The organism is Protofrankia sp. Cas4 (assembly GCF_963555915.1).
GTDB lineage: Bacteria > Actinomycetota > Actinomycetes > Frankiales > Frankiaceae > Protofrankia.
The window spans coordinates 42,735-63,670 of sequence record NZ_CAUVXL010000270.1; the positions used below are offsets into that span (position 1 = coordinate 42,735).

Genomic DNA, 20,936 nt, shown 5'->3' on the forward strand with positions numbered 1-20,936 from the left:
ACTGACACGTGTATCAGCGTCCCGTCTGGCATCCCCGCGGCCTACGATCCGGCACATGGTCGCCTGCCCGACATGCGGAAAGGCCAACCCGGAAGAAGCGCGCTTCTGCTTCTCCTGCGGTACGCCGCTGCCCACGTTCGGGATCGGCGCCCGTAAGACTGTCACGATCATGTTCTGCGACGTCACCGGCTACACCGCCATCGGCGAACAGCTCGACTCCGAACCGTTGCAGCAGGTCATGTGGCGGTTCTTCAGCGCCGCCCGCGAAGTGATCTCGGCCCACGGGGGCACCGTCGAGAAGTTCATCGGGGACGCGGTGTTCGCCGTCTTCGGCATCCCCGTGCTGCACGAGGACGACGCGTTGCGCGCCGCCCGCGCGGCCTTCGAGATCCGCGCCAGCATGGCCGCGCTCAACGCCGATCTGCAACGGGACTGGGGATTCCGGTTCCGGATCCGCATCGGGATCAACACCGGCGAGGTCACCGTCGGCGGGCCGGGCACCGGCGGCGGCGTGACCGGGGACGCGGTCAACATCGCGTCCCGGCTGGAGGAGGCCGCCGACCCCGACGAGATCCTCATCGCCGACACGACCCTGCGGATGATCCGTTCGGATGTGCGGAGCGAACCGGTCGGACCCCTGGTCGTCCAGGGCAAGAAGGCCCCGCTGCGGGCCCACCGCCTGATCGGCCTGGCGCACCCCGGCATCGGCCCCGGCGCGCGGTTCGCCCCGGACGGCTTCGCCGCACCGGTGATCGGCCGGGACCGGGAACGCCGTCGCCTGGGCGACGTCCTCGAACAGGTGATCGAGGAACGCACCTGCCACCTGTTCACCCTGCTCGGTCCCGCCGGCATCGGAAAATCCCGGATGGTCGGGGAGTTCTGTGAGGCGATGGCGCCGCGGGCGACGGTGCTCACCGGACGCTGCCTGTCCTACGGCGAGGGCATCACCTATTGGCCGCTGATGGAGATGGTCCGCCAGGCGACCGGCATGTCCGCGGACGAGAGCGCGCCCGAGGGCCGGCGCCGCCTGCGCGAGCTGCTGGACGGGGTCGACAACGTCATCGGCGACGCCGCCGCCGTGGTGGACGGGCTGGCGCCGCTGATCGGCCTGGGCGGAGCCGAGGTCGGTGCGCAGGAGAGCTTCTGGGCGGTCCGCACGTTTCTGGCCGCGCTCGCCGAGAAGCGTCCGCTGATCATCTGGTTCGATGACGTGCACTGGGCCGAGCCGACCCTGCTGGACCTGATCGAGCATGTCGCCGACTGGTCCCGGGAGGCGCCGATCCTGCTGTTGTGCCTGGCCAGGCCCGAGCTGCTGGAGGAGCGCCGGACCTGGGGCGGAGGCAAGCTCAACGCCACGTCGATGTTGTTGCAGCCGCTGAGCGAGGAACGTTGCCAGCGACTGATCCGCACGTTGATGGGCTCCAACGACCTCGACCCGGCGCTGGTGTCGAGAATCACCGACTCGGCCGCGGGAAACCCGCTGTTCGTCGAGCAGACGCTCGCGGCCCTGGTCGACGACGGGCTGCTGCGCCGGGAGGGCGACCGGTGGATCGCGACCGGCAACCTCGGCTCGGTCCAGGTTCCACCCACGATCTCCGCGCTGCTCGCCGCCCGTCTCGACCGGCTCAACATGCACGAACGGCGGGTGCTGGAACGCGCTGCCGTGGTCGGTCAACGGTTCTACCTCGACGCCGTGGTCGAGCTGTCCGCCCCGGCCGACCGGGCCGGCGTGGCCGCGCACTGCCAGTCGCTGGTACGCAAGGAACTGGTCCATGCCGACCGCTCAGACCTGCCCGGCGTGGACGCCTTCCGGTTCCTGCACGTCCTGCTGCGCGACTGCGCCTACCAGGCCACGTCCAAACGCCAGCGTGCGCAGCTGCACCAGGGGTTCGCCGCCTGGCTGCAGGCCCGGATGATCGGGCGTCCCGGCGAGCACGACGAGCTGGTCGGTTATCACCTGGAACAGGCCTACCGGTACCGGGTCGAGCTCGGGCTGCGCGACGCCGAGACCGCGCAGCTCGGACGCCACGCCGCGACCTGTCTGATCGAAGCCGCCGACCGGGTTCGTCAGGGCGACGAGACAGGCGCGGCCGGCCTACTCAAACGAGCGATCAAGCTTCTGCCTGTCACCGATCCACTGCGCATCCGCGCCGAGATCGACCTTGGCTGGGCGCTGCACTCGTTCGGCCGGTTCAGCGACGCCGAACGCATGCTGCGCCAGGCCACCGACCGGGCCGCCCGGATCGGTGACGCCGGTCTGCGGGCGCACGCGCGCCTCGCCCACCTGCGGCTCATGTTCACGACAAGCCCGGAGGGGCTGGTCGCCGAGACCCTCGGCGAGGCCACCCGGGCACTACCGATCTTCATCCGGGACGGGGACGAGGTCGGTGCCGCGCTCGCCTGCCGCGGTCAGGCCGCCGCCCACATGGCGGCCGGCCGCTACGCCCAGGCGGAGCGGGCCATGCAGGCCGCCGTCCGCCATGCCGAGGAGTCCGGCGTGCTGCGTGACGCCCAGACCATGCGCCGTGACCTCGTCCACCTGCTGAGTTTCGCCCCGCGCCCGATCGGCGAATCGGTCGAGCGGGCCACCCGGGCGCTGGCCGGCGTCGGGGACGACCGCGGCCTGCGCCGTTCCCTGCTCGCCCAGCTGGCCCTGCTGTTCACCATGGCGGGGGACCTCGACGCCGCCAGGGACCACCTGAGCCGGGCTGAAGAGATCGTCTGGGACGTCCGGAGCCCCCGCGGAGACCCGCTCTACGGGGGCTTCGTCGTTGCCCGCGTCGCCCTGCTCACCGATGACCTCGACACGGCCGAGCACGAGTTGCGGCGCAGCTGCCGTCGGCTGGCCCGGATGGGCGAGCGTGCGCACCTGGCCACGCGTGCCGCGGCCCTCGCCGACGTCCTGGTCAAACTCGGCCGCCTCGACGAGGCGGCCACCTACGTGTCCCGCTCCCGCGACGCCGCTGCCGGTGACCAGGTCCCCGCCCAGGCCGGCTGGTGCGGGGTACACGCGAAGGTACTGGCGATGCGTGGCCGTGAACGCGAGGTCGAGGCCGTCCGGTTCGCCGAGGCCGCATGCGACCTGGCCGGGCGAACCGACGACTGGGACGGACAGGCGCAGGCGTGGCTGGCCTACGCCGAGGTGCTCCACCGAACCGGCCAGGTCGACGCGGCCGGACCGAAGATCGATGCAGCCATCTCCTGCTACGAGAAGAAAGGCAACATCACCGGAGCCGCCCAGGCCCGCCGACTTTTCGACGAGCTCTCCGTCCCGGTGTGAGCGGCACCGGTGTGAGTTCTACGGCGAGCTGAGCAGACCGTTGGCGCGGGCCTCTTCCTGGAGGTAGTAGAGTTCCTCCGCCCACATCCGGAACCGCTCCATGGCGTCGAGCTCACGGGCCAGCGCCCGGGCCAGGCGGGGGACTGCGAGGCGCTCAAGGGAACCGCGCAGCCATGGGCGGTCCGCGGTCTCCTCCTCGCTGGCCCGCTCATAGGCCGCCCGATACAGGACGATCTCGGCCTGCGAGATCTCGATCTGCTCGGCCAGCATCCGCATCCGCGCCCGCAGGTGGGCCTCGGTCGGGATGGCGCGCTGGACGGGCCACGGACCGCGGTAGGGACCGCGCAGCGGTGGGCCTGCGGACGGAACACCTGCCGGGCCACCTGGCTGGGCACCGCCGGAGCCCGCCGGTTGTGTGGCGGCAGGCCTCGACATACCAGACATGGTGACAGGAGGCCAAGGGCGCCCGGCACTAGGGCGTGCCTGATGGATGTTGGTCGATGCGGGCGATGATCCAGAAAGTGGCCCGCAAGGCGGAGGAGGTCCGGATAGTGGTGTTCTATCCGGACCGACGACAACGCGGCGGGACGCCTTCTGGGCATTGATCCGCGCGATCGAAGATCCATCAGACACGCCCTACGGACGCGACGGCACTCACCCCGGACGCACGAAACCGTCGCCTGGATGTGAATTTCGCGCGACCGCGGGTAACAGGACTGCGGATGACACAGAAAGATCACAACGGGACTTTCCGTGTTTTCGGGCGAGGCTCGGAGGACGCGATGGCCGGATCCGTAGCAATTGTGCTGGGATTCCCACTGGTACTCATGATCGGCATGTTGGCTATGCACCAGGTGGAACAAATGATCGAGAAAGTACGCCGGCCCCGACTCCGACTGGTCCCGGATCCCGACGACGAGCCCCACGGTGACCTCAACGGTGGCGGACCGCCCCCGACCCGGCTGCTGCGACTGATCGTGTCGCGCCAGTCCAAGAACGCCCGGCCATAGAGGTGTGCGGCCGCCCGGCCTCAACGGGTGGAACCACCGGTGGTGGCGGATGCGGTCGCGCCCGACCAGCGTGGCCCCGCGTCGACCTGCAGGCGACCGGTCAGGCCGGTCGAACGCAGCAACGCCATGAACGCCGGGGACGCGCCGCGAACCTGCAGGCTCGAGTGAACGCCTCGCAGCAGCAACTCGGCCCGGAGCAGGGCTGCCATCCCGGCGATGTCGATGGCCCGTAGGCCGGCGACGTCCACGGTCACGGCGGTGCCGCCACGCCCCAGCAGTTCATGAATCTCCTGGCGAAACCGCAGCCGGCCGCGGGTATCGAGCTCGCCGTCAAGCACGATGACCACATCGCACCCGGAATGGGTCACCGACATCCGCAGATGACCAGCCTCGACCTGCATGTTTCCGCCCCCCCGCTACTCCTGCCGACGCTCGTCGTACCGCGCCGCCCGACCCCTGGCCCCGCCCCCCGGCCGGTTGACACCGGGGCGACACCTCCTGGCTTGCGTTGTCCTGGCGACCCGGCAGGTCTCCCGGACCGGAATCGCCAACAGCGTGGTCTCTCCCCGAGTCACGAGATACGTACACCCGATGCAGCGATACTACCGACGGTAACCAAGATTCCGAATTCCGCCGACGCAGAGTCACAGCAGATTCGGGAATCAGTCCTGAACCGGATGGTTTGGATATATCGGCCAGACAGGTCCGGGACTCTCAGCCCGTGCCGGCGGCGCGGAAACGGCGGATGAGGCTGTTGGTGGAGCTGTCGTGGGCCAACTCCAGCGGCCCGTCCGCCGACAGTTCGGGGATGATCCTCTCCGCGAGTACCTTGCCGAGCTCCACCCCCCACTGGTCGAAGCTGTTGATGTTCCAGATCGCACCCTGGGTGAAGACCTTGTGCTCGTACAGGGCCACCAGCTGGCCGAGCCGGAAGGGAGTCAACCGGTCGGTGAGAATCGTGTTGGTGGGACGGTTACCCGGAAATGTCCGGTGTGGAATGATTTCGGGGTCCACCCGGTCGGCGGCGAGCTGCTCGGCGGTCCGGCCGAAGGCCAACGCCTCGGTCTGGGCGAAGAAGTTCGCCATCAGCAGGACATGGTGGTCCGCACCGCCTTGGCGCACGTCATGATTCGCCGTGACAAAACCGATGAAGTCGGCGGGAACCAACGCGGTTCCCTGGTGGATGAGCTGGAAGTAGGCATGCTGGCCGTTGGTACCGGGAGTTCCCCAGACAATCGGGCCGGTGGGGACGGGAACAGCTCGCCCGGCCCGGTCCACCGACTTGCCGTTGCTCTCCATGTCCAGCTGCTGGAGATAGGCGGGAAAGCGGCCGAGATAATGACTGTAAGGCAGCACGGCATGGGTCTGCGCACCGAAGAAGTCCCGATACCACAGGCCGAGCAGACCGAGCAGCACCGGCAGGTTCCGCTCGAACGGAGCGGTCCGGAAGTGGACGTCCATCGCGTGGAATCCAGCGAGCATGTCCCGGAAGTTGTCTGGCCCGATCGCCAGCATCAGGGACAGGCCGATCGCCGAGTCCAGCGAATAGCGCCCGCCCACCCAGTCCCAGAACTCGAACATGTTCGCGCTGTCTATACCGAACTCCGTCACTTTTTCCGTGTTCGTCGAGACTGCCACGAAATGAAATGGAACCGCGTCCGGACCGAGTCCGTCGACCACCCAGGCCCGCGCGGTGCGGGCGTTCGCGAGCGTCTCCAGGGTCGTGAAGGTCTTGGACGACACGACGAACAACGTCTCGGCCGGATCGAGGTCGGCGGTCGCCTCCCAGATGTCGGTGCCGTCCACATTCGATACGAAACGAAACTGTATCGACCGGTCGGAGTAATCCACCAGAGCCTCGTATGCCATGGCCGGCCCGAGATCCGAACCTCCGATCCCGATGTTGACGACAGTCCGGATGTGTTTGCCGGTAACTCCGGTCCAGACGCCGGAACGGACCTTGTCCGCGAAGACCGACATCCGCTCGAGCACGGCGTGGATCTGGGGAACGACGTTCACGCCGTCCACTTCGACGACGGCGTCCGCGGGAGCGCGCAACGCGACATGGAGCACGGCTCTGCGCTCGGTCGTGTTGATCCGCTGTCCCGTGAACATCGCCTCGATCTGCGCGCGCAGTCGCACCCGCTCGGCAAGGGCCGTCAACAAAGCCACCGTCCGGTCGGTGACCCTGTTCTTGGAATAGTCGAGATAGAGCCCGTCGGCTTCCACGGCGAATGTCTCGCCCCGGTTCGGGTCGTCGGCGAACAGGTTGCGCAGGTGGACGTCGGCAATCTCGGCAAAGTGCTTGTCGAGCGCTGCCCATTCCGGCGTTCCCATGATGGGGGACGCGTGCTGGACAGCATCAATGGACGGCTCGATAGGCGACATGATCTTTCGGGACCTCCCAGTCCGATGGCCGCGGGCGCGTCGGCGACACGCTCACGATCCTGCATGCCCCACGCCAGGTCCACGTCACCACGTCACCGGCCAGGTCACCGCGCGCGTCACCGGGTGAGTCACCGGGCGGGCGGTGCCGCGGGGCACCGGATCGCCGCCATCGCGGACATGCCACCCTATAACAGAAAGTAAACAAATGGATCCATAAGGTCATCAATCTGGAGCTACTGTGATGTCTGTCACCAATTTGTCACAGTCGCCCGGGACCACCGGGAGAGCGACGGGTGGCCACAGTCGTACACTCACGATTGATTTGTGGCCGGAGGGCCAAAGGGCGCGCGACGATCGTCAGATCGCGCACCCGGAGGCCACTGATTTGTGGCCGGAGGGCCAAAGGGCGCGCGACGATCGTCAGATCGCGCACCCGGAGGCCACTGATTTGTGGCCGGAGGGCCAAAGGGCGCGCGACGATCGTCAGATCGCGCACCCGGAGGCCGCGGTCTCTGGAGCACAGAAAGAGATGTCGGTTGTCGGCACGGCCACCGACGGGCACGAATGCGGCCAATGTCATCCGTACGGTGGCGAACGGAACCTGACCTTTGTTGATCGATCGCTCGCTGGTGCAGGCCGCGCTCCCCGGCTACCAGGTTGACGGTGAACTGGGCCGTGGCGGCTATGGGCTGGTGCTCGGCGGCCGCCATCGGTTGATCGGCCGGAATGTCGCGATCAAAATCCTGCTCGACACCGCCGACGACGCGAACCTGCGCGGTCGCTTCCTTGCCGAGGCGCGGGTACTCGCCGAACTCGACCATCCGCATGTCGTGCGTATCCACGACTACGTCGAACATCAGGGCACCTGCCTGTTGGTCATGGAGCTGCTTCCCGGCGGCACACTGCGTCAGCGCGTGGCGGTCGGCCCGATGTCGCCCGAGGCCGTCTGCGCGTTAGGCCTCGCCGCGGCGGCCGCACTGGATGCCGCGCACGCCCACAACGTCCTGCACCGCGACATCAAGCCCGACAACATGATGTTCGCCTCGGACGGGCTTCTCAAAGTCACGGACTTCGGCGTGGCCAAGATTTTCGAAGGCACCGAGACGACGGCGAGCGGTGTTCTCGGGACGCCTCGATACATGGCCCCCGAGCAGATCACCGGAGGTCGCCTGTACACCTCCACCGATCTCTACGCACTCGGCGGGGTGCTCTACGAGCTACTGGCCCGTCGGCCACTTTTCGGTCGGACCCTGTCCGTGGGCGCGCTGGTCAACCATCACCTCAACGTGACGCCACCGCCGCTGGACGGCGTGCCCGACGCCATCAGCGCGATGATCATGCGCACGCTCGCCAAGGACCCGGCCGCCCGGTTCCCGAGCGCGACCCAGTTCGCGCTCGAACTGGCCGGGGCTGCCGCGCACACGTTCAGCCCGGACTGGCTCGCCGAGTCCGGCATCAAGGTCCGCCTCGACGACGAGATCCGACACGCGGCGCAGCGGCCGCCGGCCCGGTCGAACCCACACCCGCCGGGCAGCCGGATACCGGGCGGCCAGGTACCTGGCGGCCAGGACCCGTGGCCGGGCCGGTCCGGTCTCCGGCCGCCGGCGACCGCTGCGCCCGGCGATCCACGCGGACAGCGTCTGAATGCCGACCCGTGGGTACCGCCGGCAGCGGTCACGCCGCCGACCCGGCTCGCCCCGGGGCAGTTCCCGCCGGCCCATCCCGATCCCGCGGCGGCCCGCCAACCTCGGCCGCAGCCGGCGCAGGCCGGCTCCGGCTGGTGGCAGGCGAACCCGTTCGTCCCACCGGCCGGTCGGGGTCCCGGGCCGTCCGGGCCGTCCGGACCGTCCGGACCGCAACCGACATCCGGCTATCCGCCGGAATGGAAAAACTACCCTACGCAATCAGCCCGGCCGTCGCGCCGGACCTGGCTCGTCGTGGGTGTCTCCTGCGCCGTGGTACTCGCGTTGATCACCGGTGTCGCACTGGTCACAGCCAGAAACCACCGCACCAGGTCAGCCGCGCTGTCCGCGACGTACTCCCCCGGCGTGGCCTATGCCGGCCCGACGCTGACCGTGGCGGGGCTGGACGCCTATGACGTCACCATCGACAAGGCGGGCGCGCTCTACATCACCGACTGGACGAGCCACCAGATCCACAAGATCAGTAAAAACGGGACCGTGGTCACCGTCGCCGGCACCGGGACCAGTGGCTCCACCCCGGACGGCGGACCCGCGAACCAGGCACAGTTACACAGCCCGGCCGCGACGCTCCTGGACGCGGCGGGGAACATCTACCTCAGCGACTCCGGTAACAACCACATCCAGAAGATTGATACAAATGGGATCATCAGGACGATCGCGGGTACCGGGACGGCCGGCTTCACCGGGGACGGCGGCCTGGCCACGTCGGCCCAGCTAAACGAACCGAACGGGCTGGCGCTGGCCGCCGACGGCACCCTGTACGTCGCCGACTACAACAACCAGCGCATCCGACGGATCAGCCCGGACGGTGTGATCACAACAGTGGCCGGTAACGGAACCAAGGGCTTCGCCGGCGACGGCGGCCCAGCCACAGCGGCCGAGTTCAACAACCTGAACGGGCTGGCGATCGCCGCCGACGGCACGCTGTACGTGGCGGATCTCGGCAACGAACGCGTCCGCAAGATCGACCCGAACGGAATGATCAGCACCGTGGCCGGCAACGGGTCCTACGGCTACGGCGGGGACGGCGGCCTGGCGACCGCCGCGGAACTGCGCATCCCGAGCGTCGCGGTCAGCCCCGACGGCGTCCTCTACATAGCCGATTACGGCAACCAGCGCATCCGGCGAGTAGGTGCCGACGGACGGATCGCGACCGTGGCCGGCAATGGGACCGAAGGCTACGCAGGCGACGGCGGCCCGGCCACCCGGGCGCAGCTGTCAAGCCCGACCGGCACCGCTGTCGACGGCGCGGGCAACCTCTACATCGCCGACGACAAGAACGACCGGGTCCGCAGGGTCGACTCCACAGGTGTCATCACGACCATCGCCAGGACCGGATAGTCCCAGAGGGTCAAGCAGAACAGGCGGAAGTACGACATGCCAGTCGATCGGGAGCGAGTGGCGGCCGCGTTGCCGGACTACGACGTCGGCGACGAACTCGGCCGCGGGGGCTTCGGCGCCGTGCTCGCCGGCCGCCACCGGCTGATCCGCCGGGATGTCGCGATCAAAGTCCTGCACGAGCACACAAGCGGGGCCGAGGACATCCGGGAACGCTTCGTGGCGGAGGCGCGGGTTCTGGCCGGACTCGACCATCCCCACGTCGTCCGCGTCTACGACTACGTGGAACGCGACGGCCTGTGCCTGCTGGTGATGGAGAAGCTGACCGGCGGCAGCCTGCGCCAACGGTTCGCATCCGGGCTCAGCCAACCAGGGGCCTGCGCCATCGGGCTGGCCGCCGCCACCGCGCTTGCCGCGGCGCACGCGAAAGGCGTGCTGCACCGGGACGTCAAGCCGGACAACCTGTTGTTCACCGACACCGGCCTGCTCAAGGTGGCCGACTTCGGCATCGCCAAGATTCTCGAAGCCACGGCGACAACGACCACCGGGCTTGTCGGTACGCCCCGTTACATGGCACCCGAGCAGATCGCAGGCGACCGCCTCAGCCCCGCAACGGACCTGTACGCGCTCGGTCTGGTCGTCTACGAGCTACTCGCGGGGCGGCCGCCGTTCGAGAAGAACCTGACGGTCGCGGCGATCCTGCACCACCACCTCAACGTAGCGCCGGCGCCGCTCATCGAGGCACCGGCGGCGATCGCCGCCGTGATCGGGCGTGCCCTGGCGAAGAACCCCCTGGCGCGGCAGGCATCCGCCCAGGAGTTCGCCGTCGACCTCGCCGTGGCCGCGGCGGGGGCCTTCGGCCCGGGGTGGCTCACCGCTGGCGAGGTGCCGACAACCCTGCCCGACGTCATCACCGCTGCGGCCCGCGACGGCGTGTCCGCGAACACCACCAACTCCGGCCCGTTCACCGTCAGGGCGGCGGCCGATCCGGTGCCGGTGCCGGTGCCGAATGCAGGGCCGAATGCAGTGCTGGCGGCGAGGCTCGACGCAGGGCCGAATCCGACGCGGCGACAGCCCGGCCCACGCCGCCTGCTCGGTGTACGGCGCAACCGGATCATGGCTGCCGCACTCGCCGCGGCGCTGGTCGCCACCGGTGCCGCGCTCGCGCTCGCGCTCACCTTCGCCGATTCCGGCCCCAGGCCGGGCACAGGCGCATACGCGGGCGACACCCTGGTCTACGAACTGCCGCTGGCAGCGGGTCTCGCGATCGACCGGAACGGGAACATCATCATCGCGAACGCGATCCTCGGCCGGGTCATCACCATCGACCCGGCCGGGCACGCCACCTGGCTGGCGGGGTCACCGCCACAGTCCACGACGACGACGCCGACAAGCACCGCGCCGTCGACAACCAGGCCGCCCAACGGCACGGAGCCGGTCAGCCCGACAGCGGCTCAAAAGGAGGTGATCGATCAGCCGGTCGCCGTGGCGGTCGGCCCGGACGGATCGGTCTACGTCGTCTCCGGTGCCTCTGACGGCCAGGTTTTCGCAATCGAACGCAGTGGCGCCATCACCGTGGTCGCGGGCACTGGTCCGAAAAAACAGGGATTCACGGGAAACAACCGGGGTAACGCGACCAGCGCGGAACTGTCCTACCCGCAGGGTGTTGCGGTCGACAGGGACGGCAACATTCTCATTACCGAGGGCACCCGCGTGCGTCGGGTCAGCGCCGACGGCAAGATTGACACAATCGCCGGGACCGGCGGCCCGACCGGCAGAGGCGGAAGCTCCGGCGACGGCGGCCCGGCCACCCAGGCTCTGCTGACCCGACCGACGGACATCGCCGTCGCCGGGGACGGCAGCATCTACATCCTCGACACCGGCACCAGGACAGTCAGAAAGATCGACCCGAAAGGGATCATCACCCGCGTCGCGGGTAAGGCACCACCGACGGGAGCCTCCACGCCGTCCACGCCGTCCACGCCGTCAGCCACACCTTCGCCGCCGGCGATCGGCAGCATCGGAGACGGTTCCCCGGCGACTGATGTCGCGCTCGACGAGCCTGACGGGATCACGCTGGCGCCCAACGGTGACCTCTACATCGCCGAGTACGGGACCAACGCCATCCGCCTGGTGAGCGCAGCCACCGGCCGCATCAGCACCGTCGCCGGGGCACATGCGGCGACAGTGCTCGGCGACGGAGGTGACGCCCGCGAAGCCCGCGTCTACGGCCCGACCGGTGTGGCCGTGGACGCTACCGGCGCGGTCTACGTCGCGCAGTACGACGGCCTGGTCAGACGAATCGCCGGCGACGGGTCCATTTCGACCGTGCTGAAGCACAACCAATGAAAACGATGAAAACGATGAACCCGGTGAACTCGGCGAACTCGGTGAATCAGTCACTGAGGTCACCCGGCGGCCGGGACAGAAGGCACCACCCGTAGCCATCTGGTTACTCAAATGAGTTGTCGGCGTGTCGGATCAGCGTGAGTAGCGACAGGCTCCGGTCATCGTGGACGGCGCCTGTCCACCCCGTCTTCCCCGCGAGGTCTGACATGAAGAAGCTCGCACCGGTGTGCGCAATCGCGTTTGTGATCTTCTACGTTGCGAACACACCCGCCGACGCGGCCGGTCTGGTCCAGTCGGCGGTCAGTCTGCTCGCAAGCATTGCGGACGGAATCTCCCACTTTGTCACCGCTGTCGCATGACGACGCCCGCACACTCACGGACCGGCGAGCGGACGCGTCACCGCGACGATCGACGTCCAGTCCGACAGGTCCGATTCGACGACGCCCCAGCGGGCGCCCTTCGCGGCGATCACCCGCCCGTCACCGACGTACATCCCGACATGGCCGGGGGCCGCGGGCGTGCCGTCCGCACCCGGAATGAACAGCAGGTCACCGGGCTGCGGATCGACGCCGGAGACGACCGGGCCAGCCCGCATCTGATCGACGGTGACCCGCGGGAGCGACACCCCGATCTGGGCGTAGGCCGCCTGGACCAGCGACGAGCAGTCCCAGGTGTCCGGCCCGGTCGCGCCCCACACATAGGCCTTGCCGAGCTGGGAGCGCATGAATGCCACCACCGGAGCGACCGCGGCGGCCGACACCGGGGCACCGGTCGCAACGGAATCGCCGTAGACCTGCGCCCGCGCGAGGATGGTCCGCACGTAATTGCGGGTCTCCGGATACGGCGGGAGACCCGCGTAGGCCAGTACGGCCCCGGGCCCCGCGTTGTAGGCCGCGAGCATGTTCTCCTGCGCATCACCGGGAACCGACGCCACGGACGCGGCCACCGCGCAGTCGTAACGGGCCGCGGCCGGGATGGCATCGGCCGGATTCCACACATCCCCATGGCCGTGCAGCGCCCACGTCCCTGGCATGAACTGGGCGATACCCATCGCACCGACACCGGACTGGGCGGTCGGGTTGAAGCCGGACTCCTGATGCAGCTGGGCGGCCAGCACAGCCGGGGTGACCTCGCCGCAGCCGGCGTTGGCCGCCGCATCGACGATCATTGGCAGGTACTCGGGCGGGATCCCGTCCCCATTGGTGATGACCCTGCTCCGGCCGGAGCCGTTGCTGCCGATGAAGGGGCCGGCAATGATCACAACTACTGCCATGACCACGAAGACGAACGCGATGATGGAGCCCATGAGGCCCACACCGGTCCAGAGCAACCACTGCCGCCGATGCACCCGGCCGGCTCCCGACGCCATGGCTTACCGGCCCGGCGCGTCGCCGTAGGAGTTCGCGAGATCCGCCGCGGCCACGAGCCAGGTGCCGTCGGTCTGGCGCAGCAATGTCAGGAGCGGGTTGGACACCGTCTCCACCCGGCCGCCGGTGTGGTCGCTCACTGTCGTGCGCCGCACGTTGAGCAGCAGCACCACCCGACCGGTCGCCCTGGTGTCTATACCGCCCAGCGGGGATGTCGCCAGGACGACGACGGTGGACCGGGTGCCGGCCGCCTGCAGTTCGAGCCATGCCCTGGTCGGTCCCTGCGCGGAGTCGTCACCGAGGCCCTGCCCACTGAGCTGGGCAAAGAAGTCCGGGGTCATGCAGTCGCGGGCACGCGGCAGGCCGGCGTTCGGCCCGCTGTCGGCCCGCGCGTCAAAGGATTGCCAGCGCACGAAGCAGTCCGCGGCGACACTTGCAGGATCATGGGTGTCCAGCGGAGTGGAGGCGGGCGGTGAGGCGGTGGCGAGGGGAGGGCCGGACGGCACGTTCGCGGCCGGCGGCGGTCCGGTCGTGGACGGGACGGCGCTCGCCCGAGCCGCGACGTCACGAATCGCCGAGCAGGCGGACCCGCCACCCGCCAGCAGCAGCAACGCGATCACGAGCACGATCATCCTGGACGCCCGCCGGGATGGCGTCGACTCAACGGACGAGCCAGGACAGATCACTCCCTGCCGTCCAGCCAGTCCCGGACCCGGCCACGGCGGACGCGCCACTGGTGCCCCACCTTTCGGGCCGGGATCTCCCGTTCGGACAGGAGCTTGAGCACCGTGCTCTCCGAGAGCCGCAACCACGCGACAAGCTCGTCGACCGTCAGCACGTCATCGTCCGCAGGATCTCTGCCTGTCGCCAACGCCGCCACCGGGACGCCTTCCTGTGCCACGCGACGACCCCCTTCCCGAGCACATCGTCGCTGGCGCCGGAAGTTACACCCATACAAGGCACCGTGACGAGCCCCGAAGGGGCCTTGTCATACTTGAACTACTCGTGTTACATCGATCCGTCCAAAGCTCGAACCAACTAACCACAAGTAACGGCAATAGGCATCAACCAGCCGGAGACTACCACGGAGGTCGACAGCGCGTGACCGATGTATCGCAGGAACCGTACGGTGAGGACGGTGACGCACGTCCCGTCTCGCTGATCGGTGCCCGCATACCCGCGCCGACCCCACGTCCGGCCTCGACGACCCGTGGCGCGGCCCCCACCGACCCGATCCCGACACCCAGGTCCGCTACCGGCTCAGGGACCGGCAGTGCCAGCGCCGGCGCCGGCGGTGAGGACCCAGCGGGCGCAGGACGGGCGGGCGGTCGCCTGCGCCGCCGGTTGCGCGGTGGCCCGAACGACGAGGACCGCGCCGCGGTCGACGACCCCCGCCAGGCCGAGACCTTCCTCCTCCATGACACGGCAGGCCTGCTGGCCGCCGACAGCCCCATGGCCGTGATCGCCGAACAGACCGTGACCCCCGAACAGACCGAAATCCCCGAACAGACCGCAGCGCCGGCACCGGCCCCGCCGCCCCCACCGGCCGTCAACGCACGCCCGGCCGTCGACCCGGGACCGGCCGTCAACCCAGGGCCGGCCGTCAGTGGCCCGCCGGATGCCACCGAAGGCCGGCCCACAGTCGTGCGCCTGGACGGCAGAAGGCGACGCACTCATGCCGCTTCCGCGGCTGCGCCGCCAACGCGGGCACAGGCGGTTGAGCCGGCACCGTCAGCGGAGCCCGCGGAGCCGGTTGAGCCCGCGGAGCCGGTTGAGCCCGCGGAGCCGGCGGAGTCCGCACGTCTACCCGCGGTGGTGTCCCAACACCGGAGCAGCCAGGAGCTGTGGCCCTGGCAGGAACCGTGGGATGACGTCGCCGCGCTGGAGCCGTGGGAGGAGATCCCCATCCGGGAGTCGCTCGCGGACCGGGCCGCCGCACCGCTGCAAGGCTCCTGGCGAGTGGCGGTCACCGGGCTGGCCGGCGGTTCGGGACGCACCACCGTCACCGCAATGATCGGCATGACGCTCGCAGGTGTCCGCGCTGAACCCGTGGTCGCCGTCGACCTCTCCGGTGATCTGGAGCGCACCGCGGACGCGACGGACCACGCCATGGACACCGCGTTCGGTATCCCGCTTGCGGAGCGCGCCGGCGCATGCCCGTCGGCGACCGTCAGCGACCTCGTCGCGGACGCGATCTCCTATCGGGCCCGCCGGGGTGGAGCGGCACGACCGGTCGGTGAACTCCGCTGGCTGATCAACGGTGGCACCGACGGCGCATACCCGAGTGAAGACTGCGCAGGCCTGGACGTCCTGCCTGGCTGCCGGCCGAGCGAACCCGTCGTGCCGGCAACTCCCCCGTCGGGCCGGCCACGCGCTGGCGCACCGGGTCCGGCCGGTCACACCGCAACGGGCCCGCCCGCGCTGGTGCCGGCCGGGGTACCCGGCCCGCTCACCCCCCAGGTACTCGCCTCAGCCTTCAGCACGCTGGAGTCGGTCTACCCGCTCGTGCTCGTCGACGCCCCGCTCGACCCGACCTCGCCGCTGGCGTCGGTCACGCTCGGCGGAGCCGGCGTCGTCGTGCTGGTCGTGCCGGCGCTCCCCGGCGATCTCGCCGAGGCGGCAGCCGCGTTGCGCGGCTCAGGCGGTCCTCGGACGCACCCTGGCGGCCCGCCGCCAACCGTGATCGTCGCCGCAATATCGGTCCGGCGCGGCCGATGGTCGCCTCAGACCCGGTCTGCCGCGGCCAAGCTGGCTCGGCGGGTCGATGCGATGGTCCGTATTCCCTATGACGCACGGCTGGACGACACTGTTACGGAGGCAGCTCGTACCCGTCCGGGAAACAGCGCCAAGCGGGGAGACAACGCTGGTCGAGGGCAGCGCAACGCGGTGCCGATTCCGTTCTCCCGACTGCGGTGGCGCAGCCGGCGGGCGTTTCTCCGGCTGGCCGCCACCGTCGTTGACGCGTGCCGCGAGCCGGACGACATCGGCGTCGACAACAATGAGACCGACGACACAGCCGCCGTTCACAGCCACGCCGTACATGATCGCAGCTCAGTTCCGGGCGTATCATCCGACGATCTGCGCGCCGACCTGAACCCAGGAAGGGAACAGCAATGATCGTTCAAGCCGCGACCGCGCAGGTAACGGTCGTCCTCGCCCAGGTCCAGATCAAGCCCGACGACACCAAAGCGCCTGGGATCAACGCGCTCAAGGATCTCGTCAACGGCCTCGCCGCGTATGCCGTGATCGCAGCCGTGGCTGCCGTGCTTCTCGGCGGCATCGCCTGGGCGCTCGGCGAGCGGATGGGCCTCGACCGCGCCTCGACGATCGGCAAGAGCGGTGTGCTCGCCGGCTTCGGGCTCGCCTTCCTCGTCGGGGCCGCGGCGGCCGTCGTCAACTTCTTCCTCGCGACCGGAGCGACCGCGTCGTCCGGCACCCCGGACCAGCCCAAGGCGCTGGACAGACCGGCTGTCGTCCGGGTCCTCGAGCCCGGGGACCACGACCAGACGCCCCCGCCGTGGCCGTTCTGACCTGTTCCTGCCATCCCGACCGGCTGATATTGGGATGATGGGTCGGCTGTCGTTGCCGGAGCAGGCACGTCCATGGCTGTCACACCGAGGGAGGGGACGTTGGTCAACGAGCCTGACTGGGATGCACGCAGTCTCGTCGGCCTCCTGGCGGCAATCGGCGTGGTAGCGCTGATCATCGGTCTCCTGCTCGGCCGCTATCTACTTCCCGCATCGAAGGCACCCGTTGCCCGGTCGCCGGTCGAGCCAGTGGGAAGCGCCCGGCCCGATGCGGAGGCGTCCACCGCCGTCGTGGCCAAGCCCAGCGACAGCGGTACCAGCCAGCCCGGGACGAGCCCGCCCCAGACACCCGCCACCGCGACACCTGCCGGGCTCGGACTGCCGGGTATGCCGACGCGCACCAACGAGTTCGGGATTCCGGTCGGTTACCCCCACACCGAAGCCGGCGCCATAAGCGCCTGCGGCAACTACGTCGCCGCCTACTCATTCGCTCGTAATCGGGAACCATCGCACATACATGCAGTATTGACATCAATATCCGAAACAGCAGCGGCAAGCAAACTCGCAGATCGCATCATTGAAGTTGACAAAAAGAATGCAACAAGCTTTGGTGCAACGTCTATTAACGATCCGAAAATCAGCTTCAACTCTCGCATTCTCGGATTCGAGGTTCAGCAGAAAACACTCGACGCTGTAACCGTGTCGATTTGGTCTTCAGCCAGCTTCGGAGCTTACGAAAATGCTGACGTAAACCTCCTCCCTCAAGTACGCTGGGGAACTGATACATGCGTAGTACACTGGCTCGGGGATGACTGGAAGATCGTAGACGCTAACGATGGTCCAGGCGGTCCTTTCATAACCGAAAGAGCTGCCGAGGGATACCAGCGGTTCACATACGTGGGAGGCCCTGGATCATGAATGCCCAGGTCGATGGCGCTAATGTAATTGCGATCAGCTTTAATCCGTTTACCCCTCTCAAGGGTAATATCTCTGATGGCACCGGGAGCTTTCTAGACTCGGTGGGTACGGCGTTCGCCAACATGGCGGCTGACCTGTCGGCATCCGTGTTCAGCTTCGCCGCGCAGAAGACCGCGATCGACCTGAACCAGGACTACGTCGTCAAGAACTACAACATCGTCTTCGGCGTGGCGATCCTGGTCGTCACTGGCCTGTTCATGTGTGCCTGTATTGTCGGCGCCGTGCGCGGGGACCCGCACATTCTCGGCCGCGCTCTCGCGTCCACCGGCACCGCGATCATCGGTTCTTTTGTCGTGCTGGCTCTCCTACAGATGCTGCTTTCCGCCAGCGACGGCATCTCCGAATCGTTCGGCGACGGCGCGCCGCTGGGCGCAAGCCTGGTGGCTCAGCTTCGAGCTCTCCCCCAACAGGGCAACTTCGCTCTCGACATGGTTCTGTCGCTGCTCGTCGCGCTGTTCTCGTTCGCGCTCTTCCTGGTTCTCTACATCCGCAAGGTAGCCATCATCGCGGTTGCCGTGTTCATCCCGCTGTATCTTGCCGGGCAGCCGGCGATGTCGACCCGCAACTGGATGAAGCGAGCGGTGGAGATCCTCGCCGCGCTCGTCTTCGCCAAGCCCGTCATCTATGCGATCTTCACCCTGGGCGCGAGCATTGCCAGCGACGCGACCGGGTCGGCCATGGACCAGACACTGACGATTCTCAGCGGCATTGTGATTATGGCCGCCGCGGTCTTCTCGCCACTCGCCCTCCTCTATGTGATCGGGATGGCCGACGTCCAGATCATGCAGGCGATCGGCTCGGCGGGTAAACGCGGCGCGGCAACGTTCGGCCACGGCGCGGGCGCGCTGCTCGGCTCGTCGTCGCGGGAGACCTTCCGGGGTATCGGCGGTCGGCTGCAGAGCCGACAACGGAGCGGGTCGGGGGTGGACGCGGGCCGGCCCGTCACCGGCGATCTCGCCCCGGTCAGCGCCGGTGGCACGGCCAGGGCGGGCAGCCGCCGCGGGTCCGCAACCGGCCCGGCGACTCGGGTCGGCACACCGACCGCTCGTGCACGTCAGACCAGCGGTGCTCAGGCCGCCGGTGCTCAGGCCGCCGGTGCTCAAGCCAGCGGAGGCCAGCCGGCCCAGACCGCGGCCCGGGCCACGGGTGGTGGTTCCGCGGCGCGCGGCGGCACCTCCGCGCGCGTTCCCCGAGCCGCGATTCCCCGAGCCGCGCCGCCAAGGGCTGCGGCATCGACCGGGTCGCCGTCGATACCGTCACGGCCGCCCGTGACGTCGCCCAAGGTGACCACACCGCCGCCGCCGATCCACCCGACCCGTACCGGAAGAAGCTGAGCCGGGCGTGGTCGCCGAACGCAGCTACCGCTTCGGGCCGCTGGAACGCGGCGGGATCCTGCTGGGCATGCGCTGGCCGCAGCTGGGGCTGATGGTCGGGGTGATGCTGTGCATCCTCGGAGCGCTGCGGTCTCCGGTCATACTGGCTCCTGGGTGGCTCGCGCTGGCGGGCGCCCTGGGGTTCATCGCGTTCGTCCGTGTCGACGACCGTAACCTCGATCAGTGGGTGCCGATTCTTGTCGGTTTCACAATGCAGAAGGTGATGGGCGAGACGGTGTTCCGCGGGGCGTTGTTCCGAACCGGCGATGACGCCGACCACCTCTCCAGGACCGCGCTGCCAGGGCCGTTGTCATCCCTGGTGATGCTGTCGGTACCGGTTGGCAACAGCCGTTACGTGGCGATCGTGAAGGACGTCAGACGAGGGACGTTCACCGCCGTCCTGCAGGTGCAGGGCAGCCAGTTCGCGTTGCTGGAATCCGGTGACCAGCAGGCCAGAGTGGACGCCTGGGGCGAGTTGCTGGCCGGGCTGACTATCGGCGGCGGCCGGCTGTCCCGGATCCAGTGGCTGGAACGCACCCTGCCGGACTCCGGTGACCAGCTGCAACGGCACTGGCGGGTCCGGGGCAACCATGACAGCTCCTGGGCGGCGCAGGCGTACCAGGAGGTCATCGACGCCGCCGGCCCGGTGGCACGGCGCCACGAGACCTTCCTGTCCTTCCAACTGCGGACCCGGGACGTACGCCGGGCGATCCAACGCGCCGGCGGTGGTGACCACGCGGCCTGCACGGTGCTGCTCGGCGAGCTGCGGACGATGGAGGCGGCGCTGGCCAGGGCATCGATCAACACGGTCGGCTGGCTGCCGCCGCGAGCCCTGGCCGCGGTGATCCGCACCACCTACGATCCCTACTCGATCGAAATGATCGACGCTCGCGGCGGTGCCGCGTCCGACCGGGCCGGTGGGCTCGCCGGCCTGCCCTCGGGTATCGATCCGGCGATCGCCGGCCCGGTTCGTGCGGTCGCCGCCTGGGATCACTACCGCACCGACTCCGGGTTCCACACCACATACTGGATCAACGGTTGGCCGCGGGTCCCGTCCCCGGCGGCATTCCTCGCGCCGCTGCTCATGGAGACGACCTGCCGGCGGACGGTGTCCCTCGTCGTCGAACCGATGCCGGGCCGCAAGGCCGAGAAGACCGTCAACCGCCGCCGGATGGCCCACCTCGGGGAGCAGCAGATGCGGGACAAGGTCGGTAAGGTGACGACTCAGCGTGACATGGCTGAGGCTTCCGAGGTGGAACGCCGTGAGCAGGAGCTCATCGCGGGGTTCGGCGCGTTCCGCTTCCACGGGTTCGTGACCGTCTCCGCGGACGACCTGGACGGCCTTGCCGAGGCGTGCGGCGAGGCCGAGACCCTGGCGTCGCGCAGCCGCCTGGAGATGGTCCGGCTGGTCGGCGAACAGGACCAGGGGTTCAGCGTTGCCGCGCTTCCGCTGGCTGTGGGGGTGTCATGACGGTCGACCGATCGCAGGGAGCCAGAACGGACCGGGCGGCCCGCCGGGAACGGGGGGAGCCGCAACGGGGCGAACGTGAGGCGGCGCGGGCCGAGCGGGCCGCGGCCGGAGCCGAACGCGCGGCGATCCGGCGGGCCCGGGCAGCGCTGCGC

The 20,936-nt window shown here is 68.9% G+C and carries 16 protein-coding genes; 10 read left to right on the top strand and 6 right to left on the bottom strand.

Going from position 1 to position 20,936, the window contains the following annotated elements:
- Nucleotides 1-55 precede the first annotated feature (55 nt).
- Nucleotides 56-3,280 (top strand): AAA family ATPase, encoded by a 3,225-nt coding sequence (locus tag U9979_RS24550; RefSeq protein ID WP_322751637.1) that lies wholly within the window; start codon nucleotides 56-58, stop codon nucleotides 3,278-3,280.
- An 18-nt stretch (nucleotides 3,281-3,298) separates the two neighbouring features.
- Here U9979_RS24550 and U9979_RS24555 read toward each other — a convergent pair whose 3' ends face one another.
- The gene (locus U9979_RS24555; protein WP_322751636.1) at nucleotides 3,299-3,715 is read right to left on the bottom strand and encodes a hypothetical protein; all 417 of its coding nucleotides are present in this window, start codon (nucleotides 3,713-3,715) and stop codon (nucleotides 3,299-3,301) included.
- A 347-nt stretch (nucleotides 3,716-4,062) separates the two neighbouring features.
- Between U9979_RS24555 and U9979_RS24560 the strand changes: the two genes are divergently transcribed.
- On the top strand, nucleotides 4,063-4,290 hold the full coding sequence (locus U9979_RS24560; protein WP_322781151.1) for a hypothetical protein: 228 nt from the start codon (nucleotides 4,063-4,065) through the stop codon (nucleotides 4,288-4,290).
- Nucleotides 4,291-4,310: 20 nt separating this feature from the next.
- On the opposite strand, the gene U9979_RS24565 is transcribed toward U9979_RS24560, so the two are convergent.
- Nucleotides 4,311-4,691 (bottom strand): STAS domain-containing protein, encoded by a 381-nt coding sequence (locus tag U9979_RS24565; RefSeq protein ID WP_322781152.1) that lies wholly within the window; start codon nucleotides 4,689-4,691, stop codon nucleotides 4,311-4,313.
- Between the two features lie 313 nt (nucleotides 4,692-5,004).
- Complete coding sequence (gene pgi / locus U9979_RS24570) at nucleotides 5,005-6,678, bottom strand: glucose-6-phosphate isomerase (protein ID WP_322781153.1); 1,674 nt, start codon at nucleotides 6,676-6,678, stop codon at nucleotides 5,005-5,007.
- 608 nt (nucleotides 6,679-7,286) lie between these two features.
- Between pgi and U9979_RS24575 the strand changes: the two genes are divergently transcribed.
- From U9979_RS24575 to U9979_RS24585, 3 genes are all read left to right on the top strand, one after another.
- Nucleotides 7,287-9,722, top strand: coding sequence for a protein kinase domain-containing protein (locus tag U9979_RS24575; RefSeq protein WP_322781154.1), 2,436 nt, complete (start codon nucleotides 7,287-7,289; stop codon nucleotides 9,720-9,722).
- Between the two features lie 36 nt (nucleotides 9,723-9,758).
- Nucleotides 9,759-12,068, top strand: coding sequence for a serine/threonine-protein kinase (locus U9979_RS24580; protein ID WP_322781155.1), 2,310 nt, complete (start codon nucleotides 9,759-9,761; stop codon nucleotides 12,066-12,068).
- 206 nt (nucleotides 12,069-12,274) lie between these two features.
- On the top strand, nucleotides 12,275-12,427 hold the full coding sequence (locus U9979_RS24585; protein ID WP_322749540.1) for a hypothetical protein: 153 nt from the start codon (nucleotides 12,275-12,277) through the stop codon (nucleotides 12,425-12,427).
- Between the two features lie 14 nt (nucleotides 12,428-12,441).
- Here U9979_RS24585 and U9979_RS24590 read toward each other — a convergent pair whose 3' ends face one another.
- Genes U9979_RS24590 through U9979_RS24600 form a run of 3 tightly spaced genes read right to left on the bottom strand, consistent with a single transcriptional unit; the run spans nucleotide 12,442 to nucleotide 14,336 of the window.
- Entirely contained in the window at nucleotides 12,442-13,437 is a 996-nt protein-coding gene (locus tag U9979_RS24590) for a bifunctional lytic transglycosylase/C40 family peptidase (RefSeq protein WP_322749539.1), read from the bottom strand.
- Nucleotides 13,438-13,440: 3 nt separating this feature from the next.
- Complete coding sequence (locus U9979_RS24595) at nucleotides 13,441-14,067, bottom strand: hypothetical protein (RefSeq protein ID WP_322781156.1); 627 nt, start codon at nucleotides 14,065-14,067, stop codon at nucleotides 13,441-13,443.
- Nucleotides 14,068-14,117: 50 nt separating this feature from the next.
- Nucleotides 14,118-14,336 carry a helix-turn-helix domain-containing protein gene (locus U9979_RS24600; RefSeq protein ID WP_322749537.1) on the bottom strand — a complete coding sequence of 73 codons (219 nt, stop codon included), beginning with the start codon at nucleotides 14,334-14,336 and terminating at the stop codon, nucleotides 14,118-14,120.
- A gap of 200 nt (nucleotides 14,337-14,536) precedes the next feature.
- Between U9979_RS24600 and U9979_RS24605 the strand changes: the two genes are divergently transcribed.
- The 5 genes from U9979_RS24605 to U9979_RS24625 all read left to right on the top strand — a co-directional run bounded on the left by U9979_RS24605 (nucleotide 14,537) and on the right by U9979_RS24625 (nucleotide 20,784).
- Entirely contained in the window at nucleotides 14,537-16,552 is a 2,016-nt protein-coding gene (locus tag U9979_RS24605; protein WP_322781157.1) for a hypothetical protein, read from the top strand.
- Nucleotides 16,549-16,965, top strand: coding sequence for a DUF6112 family protein (locus U9979_RS24610; RefSeq protein ID WP_322781158.1), 417 nt, complete (start codon nucleotides 16,549-16,551; stop codon nucleotides 16,963-16,965). The genes U9979_RS24605 and U9979_RS24610 overlap by 4 nt, the downstream gene beginning before the upstream one ends.
- A gap of 72 nt (nucleotides 16,966-17,037) precedes the next feature.
- Complete coding sequence (locus tag U9979_RS24615; RefSeq protein ID WP_322781159.1) at nucleotides 17,038-17,880, top strand: hypothetical protein; 843 nt, start codon at nucleotides 17,038-17,040, stop codon at nucleotides 17,878-17,880.
- 101 nt (nucleotides 17,881-17,981) lie between these two features.
- Nucleotides 17,982-19,274, top strand: coding sequence for a hypothetical protein (locus U9979_RS24620; protein WP_322749534.1), 1,293 nt, complete (start codon nucleotides 17,982-17,984; stop codon nucleotides 19,272-19,274).
- Nucleotides 19,275-19,281: 7 nt separating this feature from the next.
- Nucleotides 19,282-20,784: an SCO6880 family protein gene (locus tag U9979_RS24625; RefSeq protein WP_322781160.1), complete on the top strand. Its 1,503-nt coding sequence runs from the start codon at nucleotides 19,282-19,284 to the stop codon at nucleotides 20,782-20,784.
- Nucleotides 20,785-20,936 lie beyond the last annotated feature (152 nt).

Excerpts from the sequence above, each read along its gene's own strand:
- U9979_RS24550 (WP_322751637.1), top strand. The coding sequence starts at position 56 with ATGGTCGCCTGCCCGACATGCGGAAAGGCCAACCCGGAAGAAGCGCGC.
- U9979_RS24555 (WP_322751636.1), bottom strand. The coding sequence starts at position 3,715 with ATGTCGAGGCCTGCCGCCACACAACCGGCGGGCTCCGGCGGTGCCCAG.
- U9979_RS24560 (WP_322781151.1), top strand. The coding sequence starts at position 4,063 with ATGGCCGGATCCGTAGCAATTGTGCTGGGATTCCCACTGGTACTCATG.
- U9979_RS24565 (WP_322781152.1), bottom strand. The coding sequence starts at position 4,691 with ATGCAGGTCGAGGCTGGTCATCTGCGGATGTCGGTGACCCATTCCGGG.
- pgi (WP_322781153.1), bottom strand. The coding sequence starts at position 6,678 with ATGTCGCCTATCGAGCCGTCCATTGATGCTGTCCAGCACGCGTCCCCC.
- U9979_RS24580 (WP_322781155.1), top strand. The coding sequence starts at position 9,759 with ATGCCAGTCGATCGGGAGCGAGTGGCGGCCGCGTTGCCGGACTACGAC.
- U9979_RS24585 (WP_322749540.1), top strand. The coding sequence starts at position 12,275 with ATGAAGAAGCTCGCACCGGTGTGCGCAATCGCGTTTGTGATCTTCTAC.
- U9979_RS24590 (WP_322749539.1), bottom strand. The coding sequence starts at position 13,437 with ATGGCGTCGGGAGCCGGCCGGGTGCATCGGCGGCAGTGGTTGCTCTGG.
- U9979_RS24595 (WP_322781156.1), bottom strand. The coding sequence starts at position 14,067 with ATGATCGTGCTCGTGATCGCGTTGCTGCTGCTGGCGGGTGGCGGGTCC.
- U9979_RS24610 (WP_322781158.1), top strand. The coding sequence starts at position 16,549 with ATGATCGTTCAAGCCGCGACCGCGCAGGTAACGGTCGTCCTCGCCCAG.
- U9979_RS24615 (WP_322781159.1), top strand. The coding sequence starts at position 17,038 with ATGGCTGTCACACCGAGGGAGGGGACGTTGGTCAACGAGCCTGACTGG.